The sequence below is a fragment of the Ruminococcus sp. NATIVEDY161 genome, from assembly GCF_045819895.1.
Taxonomy (GTDB): domain Bacteria; phylum Bacillota; class Clostridia; order Oscillospirales; family Acutalibacteraceae; genus Ruminococcoides.
In genome coordinates, this window is sequence record NZ_CP162392.1 from 2,061,787 (window position 1) to 2,074,853 (window position 13,067).

A 13,067-nucleotide genomic window follows, 5' to 3' on the forward strand; every position below is an offset into this window, starting at 1 on the left:
AAAAATTTATGATTAAAAAGGGTATTGTTGGGACAGCAGTGGTTTTGTCGTGTATGCTCATTTTCGGCGCTTGCTCGACCTCGCAGAATTCGTCAGCGGATTCTTCCGAAGCTAAAACGGAAGCCGCTTCAACGACTGCAAGCAGCGAAAATTTTGACCCCTACGCGACCGAAAACCGCTATGATATTTCTGAGGATATGTTCAAAAAGCGCTCGGATGTAGACTACGGCAAGGTGCTTAAGGATGTGACCTATTATTCGTCCACCGCAGGAGATGACAAGCAGTGCAATATTTTGCTTCCGGCAGGTTATGATGAGAGCAAAAAATTTCCTGTTATGTACGTTTTCCACGGATTCGGCGGAAGTCACGACAATCAGATTGACGACGATTCATACCTGACTTTGCTCTACGGAAATATGCTTCACGACGGTCTTGTTGTTCCGCAAATCACCGTAAACGTGGATATGTACACCGACAAGCAGGCTGATAAGGACAGCAAGTCTGACGAACAGTTGAGGTATATCTACGACAAGGCGATTGACGACGTTGCCGTTGATCTTATGCCGTTTATTGAGAAGAACTACAATGTCCTTACCGGCAGAGAGAACACCGCAGTTGCAGGAATGTCCGAGGGCGGCGCAAAGTCGCTGTGCACAGGCTTTAAGTGGCTCGACAAGTTCGGCTATATCGGGGCTTTTGCGCCCGACACGGGGGTTATCCCGACCGAGTACTACAAGGGCACTTTCTGGAACACGCCGTATATGCAGGAGTTCCCGAAGCCGACCGAGGCTAACACTCCGTATTACCTTTATATGTCCGTCGGCAGTAAGGATCCGTGGAACATCGACTGCACCCTGTATTACCGCGATGTGCTGAACAAAATGGGCGTTAAAAACCAGACCGATTTGGTCGAAGGCTACGAGCACGACAGCGACTTTTGGCAGCAGTGCTTTTATAACTACCTAAATAAGATTTTCAGGTCGTCGCCCTCTAAAACCGCCGAACAAGCGGCAACCGCGGTTACTACACAGACGGCGACGGCAGAGAGCAAATCCGATGATCTCACCGTAAAAATCGGTGATACCGCGGTTGAGGTAGAGTGGCAGGATAATGAAGCGGTAAACGCGCTAAAGGAGCTTGTAAAGACTTCTCCGCTTGAAATTAAGATGTCAATGTACGGCGGATTTGAGCAGGTGGGTAATCTCGGCAAAACCCTGCCGAATAGTGACGAGAAAATCACCACAGAAGCAGGAGATATCGTGCTGTATTCGGGCAATCAAATTTCCGTGTTTTACGGCTCGAACACATGGGATTACACAAGGCTCGGGAAGATTAAGGATAAGTCCGAAACCGAGCTTAAAGACCTTCTCGGAAAGGGCGACACAACGCTTACAATCTCCGCCGATTAACGCTTGCATTTCTACATGCTATATCATATAATAATAGCGGAAAGAAAGTGGTGCAGTGAATTACAACAGCGTTTTTGACAAATATATTTTCAGCCCCTCAAAGGCGGAGCAAAACGGCTTTAACAAAACCGCAAACGGCTATACAATTAAAAAACCGCTGAGCGAAAACGGCTTTTACGCCGTGTTTGAAATCAGCGGAGAAAATATTGAAGTAAATGTTTATGAAGAGCCTGAAGGTGAGCTGTACCTTCCGTTCAACACAAGCGCGGACGGCGGATTTGTCGGTCAAATCCGCGCGAATGTTGAGGATATACTTGATGATATTTTAAGCACTTCCTTTGAGCTTGCCGACGTAAAGGCAGTTTTGCTTGAATATGTCAAGGAAAAGCACGGCACTGTTCCCGAAGCGCCGTGGGGATATTTAAAGGAATACCACACGCTGAACACCGCGAAAAAGCACAAATGGTACGGGCTTTTTATGCTGATTCCGTACAGGTATCTCGGCGTTGAAAGGGAAGGTAAAATCAACGTGCTTAACCTAAAGGTTTTGCCCGACGACATCCCGAAGCTTATCGACAACATCCACTACTTTCCGTCGTACCATATGAATAAAAAATACTGGATTTCAATTCTCCTCGACAGGGAAGCGGATATTCCGCATATCGAAAAACTGCTCGACGACAGCTACGCGATTGTTGAGGGAAACAAAAAATAGGCAGAAAAAACTCCGAACCGCATGGCTCGGAGTTTTGTGATTTATTTTGCTAAATCAACAGTCCATGTGCCGAAAAGGTCGTAGATAATCTCTCTCGGAGTGCGCTTTTTGAGGTCGTCGGAAATTTCCTTTGACTTCTTAACCTCGTCGGTGATAATAGCGTCTGCCTCGCTGTTGAGGAAGGTCTTGATGTTTTCGGGATCGTTAACCGTCCAAACCATAACCTTTTTGTTTTTGGCGTGGATATTCTCAATCGCGTCGTCGGTGGAGATTTCTTCCTCTAAAGCGAGGTAATCAAACGGCATTTCCTCGATGTCGCCGAATGAGAAGAACGCAAGGTAGCCTGTTTCCATCTCGGGATATTTCTGCTCGATATATTCAAGAATATCGTATTTGAGCGAGATTAATACCGCCTGCTTCTCCATACCCTTTTCCTTGATTGCCTTAACGGCGTCGTCCGCCATCTTTTCGTCGGCGGTCTCGCCCTTTAGCTCAACAAAGAGCGTTACCTTGTCCTTGCTGGCGTCGAGCATTTCCTCATAGGTCGGTACGGGCTCGCCGTCAACCTTAAGCTGTTTAACCTCTGCAAGCGTCATTTCCGACGGCTTTTTGGCAACTCCGGCAACGCGCTTAAAGTCGTTGTCGTGGTTAACTACATAGTAGCCGTCCGAGGTGCGCTGAATGTCAATTTCACAGCCGAAAGCGTTGAGCTCAGCCGCGACTTCAATTCCCTTAACGGTGTTCTCGGGAGCTTCAACGCCGCCTGCGCGGTGGCCTACGTACTGAGCGTGTGTGAACGCCGGTATAATATCATCAAAGTAGTACGTGTATACGGCTGAAATACCTACTATCAACAAAACGCCGAGAACAGCGAAGATGATAAGCACAGGATGAGCTTTTTTCGCAGGTCTTGTGTATTTCCACTCACCCTCACTCTTATAATTGTGGTAAAGCACGGTAAGCTTCATAATTAAGTAAGCCGACCAGAGCACCTCGAAAAGGCAGAACAGCGCAAGAGCAAAGGTGGAAATCAGTGTTGTTGCGAACATTCCCGCCTTGTCGTCGGTCGCAATCGCGTCGATAATAAGGCTGGGTACGAGAATAAACAGCGCGTACATTGCAGCTATTACGATTGCAGAAATAAGCAGGAATCTGAGCATTTCAAAGATGTAGTTCTTCCAGTTCTTTTTGAGGAACTGTCTTGACTGAATACTCGCCTCTTTAATGCTCATATCGTCAATCAAAGCGCCGTGCAGGATGAAGCAGTAGATGATACCTACTACGATAAGGAACGTTACCAGCGCGATAACGCCTGCGGTGTAAAACGGGTTTTTGAAGATTACCGAGGTGATAAAGTTCGGAATGTAGAAGGTGCTCGTAAGCGAGATTGAAAATCTGAGTCCGAGCATCGGAGAAATAAGCGTGCAGTAAAGGATGATGATTATTCCGCGGTAGTTAAGGTATTTTTTAAGCCCTGCAATACCCTTGCCGATGCACTTGAACACCGACGGATTCTCGCCGTGGAGAATTTTGGATATGTAGATTATCAGCGCGTTTACCTCAACCGCGACATAAAGCAGTACGATAACCAGCATTATCGCAATCATTAAATAGCCTTGCCAGGTTGTAAACAAAAACGTAAAGTCGCCGCTGCTTACGCTCACACGTCCCGTGCTTCGCATCAAAGCCCTCGACAAAAGCATAAGCAAGCTTGATATAATCGCCAAGACAATTGTGGTTAACAGCTTGAAGCCTAAAATCTTCGGCACTGCCTGAACGTATGGCGTTATTCGTTCTTTTAGTTTCATATTGATGTCCCCTTATTTTTTTGATAATTTGATTATATCACTAAAATGTTTATGCTTCAATAACAAATTAGGTTTAATACTAATACCTAATAAAAAGTAGCCAATCTTTGCGGTCTATTTTCCACAATACTGCGTTGTCGTCCTTGCAAGGCGACAGCCTTGACGCGTCCTCCGCCTTGTCTTGCGAAAAATATCCTCGCAAAATATAAGTCTACTTTCTATCAGGAATTAGTATAATTTGACAAATTACTTGCCGATTTTTTATCTGTATGTTAAAATATAGATAACCGGTGCAATCAAGGAGGACTATTATGAATATTTCTGCAGTTTCTCACAGATCGACTATTGAGTTTTGCTATGCGTCTGACGAAAACACCGTTACGGTAAATATAAAAACCGCAAAGGACGTTGACCGCGCATTTATTATCAGCGAGGATCCGTTTATACACGAGCTTCGCAGACAGCCGCATTGGAGCGGTGTTAAAACCGAAATGCATAAGCTTGCAGAGCTTAAATACCATATTATATGGACGGTTAAGCTGCAGCCGAGGTATAAGCGTCTGAGGTATTACTTTGAGCTTGAAAGCGAGGGAAATACCTTTGTTGTGTGCGAAAATAAAATCTGCCCCGTCGAGGAGAACAGCCTGGCTTCAATGCAGTACTTCAAGTACGCATGGCTGAATGTTTCCGACATTATAACTCCGCCTAACTGGGTAAAGCACACCGTTTGGTATCAGATTATGCCCGACCGCTTTTGCCGTTCATCTAATTCTCCCGAGGATAAAAAATTCAGAAAATGGGGAGATTTTTCAAATCCGCAGTGGAACGACATTTACGGCGGAAATATCCGCGGAATAACCGAACGTCTCGGCTATCTTAAGGATTTGGGAATCAGCGGAATTTACCTTACGCCGATTTTTAAGTCAGGCTCAAACCACAAATACAACACCTTTGATTATTGGCAGATTGATCCCGACTTCGGCACCGAGGAAGATTTAACAGAATTAGTAGATACCGCCCATACAATGGGTATCCGCGTTATGCTCGACGCTGTGTTTAACCACTGCGGTCAAGAGTTTTTCGCGTGGAAGGACGTCTGCGAAAAGGGCAGGGGCTCGCGGTATTACGATTGGTTCTTTATTAACGCCGAAAACTTTGCCGACAGGAACTTTTCCACCGAGGACGGCAGATTTTTCTCGTTCTCCTTCTGGGCAGGTATGCCGAAATTAAATACCAACAACCCCGAGGTTGTCGAGTACTTTACAAAATTGTGCGTTCACTGGGCAAAGGACTGGCACATCGACGGAATCCGCTTTGACGTGGGCGACGAGGTGTCGCACACCTTTATAAACAGCCTGAATTCGGCGGTTAAAAAGGTAAATCCCGACGTGTATTTCCTCGGCGAAATTTGGACGGATTCATTGCCGTGGCTCGGCGGAAAAGAGTACGACTCGGTTATGAACTATCCGCTTCCCGAATGCGTGACCGATTTCTTTAAAAATCCGAACCAAACCTTTAAGGACTTTGAATACGCGCTAAACTACTGCAGAACGCTCTACCCCGAGCAGGTCACAGGAGCACTGTTTAACTTCCTCGATACCCATGACACTCCGCGTGTTGCCGAGGTTAGCAAGAACAACGACGAGCTTTTGCAGAAAATCGCGGTTATTATGACCTTGCCCGGCTCGGCGTGCATTTACTACGGAACAGAGATTGCCATGAAGGGCTTTGACTCTCCCTACAACCGCGCCACAATGCCGTGGAACGAGGTTGACAGCGGAAAATATGACGATATTAAGTCCAAAATCTCCGCGCTTATTCACCTTAGAAACGCGCGTAAGGACTTTAAGAGCAACGAATTTGAGTTTATTTATACAGAGGACTATCCGCGCCTGATTCACTATGTTAAATCGGGCAAGGCGGATATACTGATTAACGCTCAGGAACGTTCGTACAAGACCGCTCCGTCAGGAAAAATCCTGTTCCAAAACGGATATGAAAACGGCGAATTGAAACCGTACGGAATACTGATTGCCGAGCGGTAAAAAGGAAGGTAATATTATGGAAATCAACAGCAATACAAAGCTTACAGACATCTTAAAGGAATATCCGTGGCTGCCCGATGAGCTTGTTAAGCTCGACGGAAGACTCGGCGTGCTCAAAACCCCGGTCGGCAAGATGATGATAAAAAATATGAACATCGCAGACGTGAGCAAGAAGGTCAACTTCCCCGAAAACGACGTAATTAACCAGCTCAAAAAGATGATTACAGAGCACAATTCATAAGGAAATTAATTATGGAAACACTGACAAAAAAATTAACCGTAAAAAAAGAAAATCTCGCGAGCGTTGTCGGCAGCGGAAGTCTTGACGTGCTGGCAACTCCTGCCGTAGCGGCTCTTATGGAGGGCGCGGCGGCTGAGCTTGCTCAAAACGTGCTTGACAACGACGAGCTGACCACGGTCGGCACGGCAATAAGCATTGAGCACACAAGTCCAACTCCCTTGGGCGCTGAGGTAGAGGCGGAAGCACGCCTTGTAAAAACTGAGGGCAGGCTGTTCTTCTTTGAGCTGACTGCGCGCGACAACGCAGGAGAAATCGCTAAGGGAACTCATACGAGAGTCAGCGTAAAGGCTGAAAAATTCCAGAAAAAGGCGGACGGTAAGTTTGATGAAATATAAGTATGTTTTATTCGACCTCGACGGTACTGTAAGCGCCAGCGCGGAGGGAATCCGTATGTCGCTTGAATACGCGCTCGATACCCTGGATGTGCCCAAGCCGAACCTTGACGATTACACGCTCTACATCGGACCTCCGCTGATTGACACCTTTAGAAACCTCTGTGGACTTGATGAGGAAACCTCCGAGAAGGGAGCGGCAATTTACCGCGCCTACTACGACAAAGAGGGAAAGTACCGCAACAAGGTTTATCCGGGGATTAAAGAGGTTGTCGACGCACTGCGTGAAATGGGCATTAAAACCGCCATCTGCACCTCAAAGCAAAAGCCTGTCGCAGACGGCGTTGCAAAGCTTCTCGGAATAACAGACTGGTTCGATGAAATTGTCGGCTCAACGCTCGACAACACAATCAAGGATAAAAAGGATTTAATTCCGTACGCGCTTACAAAGCTCGGCGGAAATATCGAAAGCGACCGCGAGCAAACCCTAATGCTGGGCGACAGCCGTTTTGACGCCATAGGCGCAAGACTGTGCAAGGTCGATTTTATCGGTGTAAGCTACGGCTACGGCTCGGTTGACGAGATGAACGAGCAGGGCGCGGTAGCAATCGCGGATTCTCCCGGGGAGCTTCTGAAATATATCGTTAACGGATAAAGAATATAATCGCACCTTCGCGCGTACATTTTAGTAAGTGATACGCGCGGAGGTTAATATGTTTGTACTGAATTTCAAAGTGAAAAACCGCGGAAAGGCGCTGCGGCATATCTTCATTATTTTTTTGATTGTAATTTTGATTGTTTTTGCCTGTCTAAAAGGCTGTTCGGGCTCAAAATCCGACACCGCGACCTGCGACGAAATCGGTGAATACTCGCTAAAGGCAGAGACCGAGGAGCAGAGAATTGATATTTTGCACTCGTTCGGAATAGAAAATGCCAAGCTGACAGAGTGCGATGAAATTACTATTCCCGAGGATTTTAATTCTGTAACAGAAAAATACAATGAAATTCAAATGCAGACAGGGCTCGATTTAACTCCGTACAAGGGGCAAAAGGCTCAGAGGTTTACATATTCGGTTGAAGCCGAAAACGCCTCCTGCGCCGTTTTACTGGTAAGCGGCGGCAGATTAATCGGAGGTCATCTGACAAACAGGGTATACGGCGAGGGCGTAAGACCGCTCTCGGGGTGAATAAAATGGAACGACTTGACAAGCTGTTGTCCTCGCGCGCGGATTTGAGCCGCAAGGACGCTAAAAATAAAATAAAAAACGGCGAGGTCGCGGTAAACGGCAGGATTTGCCGCAATCCCGAGCAGAAAGTTGACGCGGCGACGGACACGGTCGAGCTTAACGGACAGGCTGTCGATTTGGACGAGCATATTTACATTATGCTCAACAAGCCTGCAGGTGTTGTGTCGGCAACGCGCGACAACCGCGATAAAACCGTAATTGACATTCTTCCGCCCGACTTGAAACGTCCGGGGCTTTTTCCTGCAGGAAGGCTCGACAAGGACACGGAAGGTCTGCTGATTATCACCGACGACGGCGAACTTGCGCATAAAATGCTCTCCCCGAAAAAGCATGTCGATAAAAAATACATCGCAAAGCTTGGCGGAGAAATCACCGCCGAAACCATTGAAAGGTTCGAGCAGGGGATTGTCTTTGCCGACGGCACAAAGTGCCTGCCTGCAAAGCTTGAGACCGATGAAAAATACGGCAGTTCTACAGGAATTGTCACCATTTGCGAGGGCAAGTTCCACCAGGTGAAAAAGATGTTTGCCGTATGCGGCTTAAAAGTTGTGCACCTTCAACGAATATCGGTGGGAAATTTGTATCTTGATAGCAAATTGCCCATAGGAAGTGCTAAAAAATTGACAAAATTGGATGTAAGCTCTATTTTTGTTGGCAAAATACACTAAAAATTGCCCTGTTTTTTTACAGGGTAATTATTTTATATAAAAACTGAGGCAAATCTTTAGTCAAAATCGGTATAGTAAAAATTTGTCCAAAGTGGTATATTATATATGTTAAATTAAGAAATTATATAACGGAGGTTATTTTATGGCAAATGTATCACTGAGAGGCGTATACAAAATTTACGACGGCGGCGTTACCGCTGTTAAGGACTTCAACCTTGAGATCGCTGATAAGGAATTTATCATTTTCGTAGGTCCTTCAGGTTGCGGTAAGTCAACAACCCTGAGAATGATTGCTGGTCTTGAGGATATCTCAAAGGGCGAGCTCTACATTGGCGACATGCTCGCTAACGACGTAGCACCTAAGGACAGAGATATCGCGATGGTATTCCAGAACTACGCTCTGTATCCCCATATGACAGTATATGATAACATGGCGTTCGGTCTTAAGCTCAGAAAAACTCCCAAGGAGGAGATTAAGAGAAGAGTAGAAGAAGCAGCCCGTATCCTCGGTATCGAGCAGTACCTCGACAGAAAGCCGAAGGCTCTCTCCGGTGGTCAGAGACAGCGTGTTGCTATGGGTCGTGCTATCGTTCGTGATCCTAAGGTATTCCTTCTTGACGAGCCTCTTTCAAACCTCGACGCAAAGCTCCGTGCTCAGATGCGTACCGAGATTTCAAAGCTCTATCAGAGACTCGGCACAACATTTATTTACGTAACTCACGACCAGACAGAGGCTATGACTCTCGGTACAAGAATCGTAGTTATGAAGGACGGCGTTATTCAGCAGGTTGATACACCTCAGCACCTTTATGATTCTCCTGACAATATGTTCGTTGCAGGCTTCATCGGTTCACCCCAGATGAACTTCATCAACGCTACAGTAGGCAAGGAAGGCGACAAGTACACACTCAACTTTGACAAGTACAAGGTTCCCGTTCCCGCTGACAAGAGCGCAGGCGGCAAGCTCGACGCTTATGTAGGTAAGGAAGTTATCTTCGGTATCCGTCCCGAGCACGTTCACGACGAGGCAGAGGAAATCGCAAAGGCTGATATGACATTCGAAGCTAACGTTGACGTAACCGAGCTTATGGGCGCAGAGATTTACCTCTATGTTAACATTGCAGGTCAGTCTATCACCGCAAGAGTTGATCCCTCCTCAAAGGCTAAGGTTGGCGACACAATCAAGATTTGCTTCAGCCTTGATAAGCTCCACATCTTTGATAAGGACACAGAGCAGATTATTACAAACTGATAAATTAAAATCTTGTTTAGGCGGCAGGGCAAAACTCTGCCGCCGTATCTTTTATACTAAGCACCATTAAAACGCTAATATCTGTAATAAGTGTTTTAATGGCACTTAGTATTATAACTTACAAACGGCGGTCAAAATGGATATTATTCGCAGACACTACAATTTTTTCGGCTGGGTTCAGGGCGTGGGCTTCCGCTATACGGCGCAGTACGCCGCAAACGCCTGCAAAGTTACAGGCTGGGTAAAAAATGAATACGACGGCTCTGTGACTATGGAAATCCAGGGCAGGGAAGAGGAAATCGACAAGGTAATTCAGGCAATCGGTAACGCGCGGTATATTAAAATTGACCGCACGCTTAGCCGCAACACCGCGGTCATCCCCGACGAAAAAAGCTTTAGAGTAAGATATTAAAAAACGGACGTGAAAACCACGTCCGTTTTTGAGTTTAAATGTTAATAATCAAAGTCGTTAAACATAAAGTCAGCCCAGTAGTACTGGCTCATATACTCGTTTTGATAAGCGTTTACCGCTCCGGCGTCAAGCTCGGCAAAGCGGTAGTAGTCGCAGTCGACTAGGTTTACGTCAACCGACAGGCTGTTGTAGGTTTTGTTGATAACTTCCTCGGCGCCGATTTTTTTAAGGCTTTTCATCATAGCCGAAATCAAAATCTGAATGTAATTCTGTTGCTTTTTGTCGTACGGCTCGTCCTCAAACAGCGCCGCGGCGATCTCCTTGATTGTGCATGAGCTGCCGTGACGGTGAATAAGGTAGGCGAAAATCTCCTTGGAACGGCTGCGTTCAAAGTGAACGGGCTTGCCGTCGGGAGTGAAAACGTCAAAGTTGCCGAAGCACTGAACCTTTAGCAGAGCGTTTGACTTGGGCTCAATCGGGAAGCGCAAATCCTCAAGCTCCTTTCTAATCTTTTCGGCTGTGACCGGCTTCATAATATAGCCGCTCGCGTGCAGGCTCATCGCGTCGCCTGCGTACTCGCTGAAGCCGGTGACAAAAATTATGTTCATCTTTGGGTTGACCGCCTTAAGCTCCTTTGCAAGCTCAACGCCGTTCATTCCCCTCATATGAATGTCGAGGAACGCGATGTCGCAGCCGCCGCTTTTTGCGTCCTCAAGCAGCTCATCCTGGTCGTCAAACGCTGTAATGTCAGCGTCGGGCTTGGCTTCCTTAACCGCCATTTCGAGCATTTGCAGCATCAGCGGTTCGTCGTCTACACATAGTATTCTCATTTTTTCTGATCCTCCTTTGGCAGCAGCACCGTGGCAACCGTGCCTTCTCCTACAACGCTCGTGATGATAACCTCGGCGTTGCACAGCTCTTTAAGCCGTCTGCGTGTGTTCTCCATTCCGACGTGCGAACGGCCGTCGTTTTTCTTTTGCTCAGTGTCAAAGCCCACGCCGTCGTCGGAAATAATAACCATATAAAAATCTTCGTTTTCCTCGGTGGCAATTTTTACCGTGCCGCCCTTTTTCTTCATTCCAACGCCGTGCTTAACAGCGTTCTCGACAAGCGGCTGAATCGAAAGCTGAGGCAGTACAAAATCGGTAGTCTGAATGTCGTACTCAATGTTCAGCTTTTTGCCGAACCTGAGCTGTTCAATGTACAGATATTTTTTGAGATGCTCAAGTTCCTTTTCAAACGGAACGGGCGCCTTTTGTTTCAGCGAATCCATATTGCCCCTCAGATAATCCGAGAAGGTAATCGTCGCGTTGTACGCGGTGTCGGGATTGATCTTGCAGAGCATAGCGATTGACGACAGCGCGTTGTACATAAAGTGCGGCTGAATCTGGCTGACCATAACCGAAACCTTTGCCTCGTACAGCTCCTTCTGCATTTTTTGATACTTAATGGCTTCCTTATACTGCCGTCTCAAATCAAACACCAGCCGTACAATTTGGTAAACCATTGTGAGCGCCAGACCGATTACGTAAAAATCAAAATCGGTAAAGTGGCTGTAGTGGTTTATCGCGTCAACCAGTACACAGACCGCGAGCGGAATCCATGAGATAAGCACATACAGAGCCTTGTTGCCGTACCTTGTTTCGTAAAACAGCAGAATAGGCATTGCCAAGCCGCAGACCGCCGTCAGCGCCATCATATACTTAAATGTCACGTGTACGTCGGAAACTCCGGTAAAGTGCAGCACCGTTACCGTGATAATTCCCAGCACAAAAGCTATCCACAGCGCCATTGCGATTGAGTGTGAAACCGGTTTTTCGAGATTTGTCTTAAAGTAAAAAATTAAGGACGAAATAAAGAAGTAGTTTGTCAGCGCGTTTATCAGCAGGCAAACCGTCGGGTCTGTTATCCACAGATTAAGAAAGCTGCTGGAGCTGCGCATTATCATAAACAGTCCCCAGAAAAAGCAGAGCGCTCCGAACGAAAGATACTTGTAGTCCACCCTGCCCAAAATAAAGCCGGCAACAGGGAAGAAGAACAACCCGAAAAAGCACACCAGCATAAACAGCACAAGATACGGAAGCGTATGCGATATAAACTGCGTGTATTTTCCGTTAGACTCGCTGAGCACAACGTCAAGGCAATCCGAAAAATCCGACTGCGGCGAGTCATAAGGATTGATTACTTCAAAGGTGAGCACCTCGTCATAATCAATATTGTAGGTTGCAACGTCGAAAAAGTAAAGATCCTCAATCTGATATCCCGGCGTGTTCGGCATTTGCATAGCCAAGCCGCTCATCTTTTTGTGAATGTCAAGTAATTCACGCTCGTCCTTGGTTAAGCTTTTTTCGTCATACTTTTTGCTGAAGATTTCCTCGTAAATATCTGCCTCGCTTTTATAATTGTAGCCGTACACGACCTCTCCCTTGCTGTTTTTTAGGTTATACCATACGTTTTTGCTCGATATGGTAACGGTGGGGTAGTATGAGGTATATGTGCTGAGCTTGCCCTTGAAAACCACCTTGTCGTTAAAGCTGTCGGTGATTTCACCTGTCTGCGAATACGGCTTGAATTCACCGCCGTCAACCGAGTACTCTCCGTCCAAAAACATCGGCATATCAATGCTGTGGTCTATGCTGAGAAAAAAATTCAGCGAAAGCACGGTAAGCCCCGCGAGCATTAGCACTATAACCGCCATAACCACAGCGGAAAGGCGCTTGCTGTTAAGTATTTTTGTAATAGCGCTCACCCCTTTGTTTGTCGTATAATTAATTATAGCGTATTTATTTGAAAAATAAAAGCGTTTTTTAAAATAAATAAAAGTATTACCTTTAGATTTACAAGTAAATATTTTTATGATAATATTAAAGCATAAACA

13 protein-coding genes are annotated in these 13,067 nt (G+C 46.3%); 10 read left to right on the forward strand and 3 right to left on the reverse strand.

The genetic code is table 11. The features are described from left to right. The first annotated feature begins 8 nt into the window (after positions 1 to 8). Together AB1I50_RS09865 and AB1I50_RS09870 are read left to right on the forward strand one after the other, a co-directional pair. Positions 9 to 1,409 (forward strand): cyclophilin-like fold protein, encoded by a 1,401-nt coding sequence (locus tag AB1I50_RS09865; RefSeq protein WP_407723853.1) that lies wholly within the window; start codon positions 9 to 11, stop codon positions 1,407 to 1,409. A 55-nt stretch (positions 1,410 to 1,464) separates the two neighbouring features. Next, complete coding sequence (locus AB1I50_RS09870) at positions 1,465 to 2,124, forward strand: MmcQ/YjbR family DNA-binding protein (RefSeq protein WP_407723854.1); 660 nt, start codon at positions 1,465 to 1,467, stop codon at positions 2,122 to 2,124. A gap of 41 nt (positions 2,125 to 2,165) precedes the next feature. Here AB1I50_RS09870 and AB1I50_RS09875 read toward each other — a convergent pair whose 3' ends face one another. Then, on the reverse strand, positions 2,166 to 3,932 hold the full coding sequence (locus AB1I50_RS09875; protein WP_407723855.1) for a glycerophosphodiester phosphodiesterase family protein: 1,767 nt from the start codon (positions 3,930 to 3,932) through the stop codon (positions 2,166 to 2,168). 311 nt (positions 3,933 to 4,243) lie between these two features. Here AB1I50_RS09875 and AB1I50_RS09880 point away from each other — a divergent pair, with 311 nt between their 5' ends. The 8 genes from AB1I50_RS09880 to AB1I50_RS09915 all read left to right on the forward strand — a co-directional run bounded on the left by AB1I50_RS09880 (position 4,244) and on the right by AB1I50_RS09915 (position 10,189). Beyond that, entirely contained in the window at positions 4,244 to 5,977 is a 1,734-nt protein-coding gene (locus AB1I50_RS09880) for a glycoside hydrolase family 13 protein (protein ID WP_407723856.1), read from the forward strand. Positions 5,978 to 5,993: 16 nt separating this feature from the next. Next, positions 5,994 to 6,218, forward strand: a complete 225-nt coding sequence (locus AB1I50_RS09885) for a hypothetical protein (RefSeq protein ID WP_407723857.1) — start codon at positions 5,994 to 5,996, stop codon at positions 6,216 to 6,218. Positions 6,219 to 6,229: 11 nt separating this feature from the next. Then, positions 6,230 to 6,613, forward strand: a complete 384-nt coding sequence (locus tag AB1I50_RS09890) for a thioesterase family protein (protein ID WP_407723858.1) — start codon at positions 6,230 to 6,232, stop codon at positions 6,611 to 6,613. After that, the gene (locus tag AB1I50_RS09895) at positions 6,603 to 7,265 is read left to right on the forward strand and encodes an HAD hydrolase-like protein (protein WP_407723859.1); all 663 of its coding nucleotides are present in this window, start codon (positions 6,603 to 6,605) and stop codon (positions 7,263 to 7,265) included. Before AB1I50_RS09890 ends, AB1I50_RS09895 begins: the two co-directional genes overlap by 11 nt. 58 nt (positions 7,266 to 7,323) lie before the next feature. Then, positions 7,324 to 7,797: a DUF4830 domain-containing protein gene (locus AB1I50_RS09900; protein ID WP_407723860.1), complete on the forward strand. Its 474-nt coding sequence runs from the start codon at positions 7,324 to 7,326 to the stop codon at positions 7,795 to 7,797. Positions 7,798 to 7,802: 5 nt separating this feature from the next. Beyond that, on the forward strand, positions 7,803 to 8,525 hold the full coding sequence (locus tag AB1I50_RS09905) for a pseudouridine synthase (RefSeq protein ID WP_407723861.1): 723 nt from the start codon (positions 7,803 to 7,805) through the stop codon (positions 8,523 to 8,525). Positions 8,526 to 8,667: 142 nt separating this feature from the next. After that, entirely contained in the window at positions 8,668 to 9,777 is a 1,110-nt protein-coding gene (locus AB1I50_RS09910) for an ABC transporter ATP-binding protein (RefSeq protein ID WP_407723862.1), read from the forward strand. 136 nt (positions 9,778 to 9,913) lie between these two features. Beyond that, positions 9,914 to 10,189 (forward strand): acylphosphatase, encoded by a 276-nt coding sequence (locus AB1I50_RS09915; protein WP_407723863.1) that lies wholly within the window; start codon positions 9,914 to 9,916, stop codon positions 10,187 to 10,189. A gap of 41 nt (positions 10,190 to 10,230) precedes the next feature. Here AB1I50_RS09915 and AB1I50_RS09920 read toward each other — a convergent pair whose 3' ends face one another. Further along, a complete protein-coding gene (locus tag AB1I50_RS09920) occupies positions 10,231 to 11,019 on the reverse strand; it encodes a response regulator (RefSeq protein WP_407723864.1) in 789 nt (262 codons plus the stop codon). Beyond that, positions 11,016 to 12,938: a sensor histidine kinase gene (locus AB1I50_RS09925; protein WP_407723865.1), complete on the reverse strand. Its 1,923-nt coding sequence runs from the start codon at positions 12,936 to 12,938 to the stop codon at positions 11,016 to 11,018. Before AB1I50_RS09925 ends, AB1I50_RS09920 begins: the two co-directional genes overlap by 4 nt. Between the last annotated feature and the right edge of the window lie 129 nt (positions 12,939 to 13,067).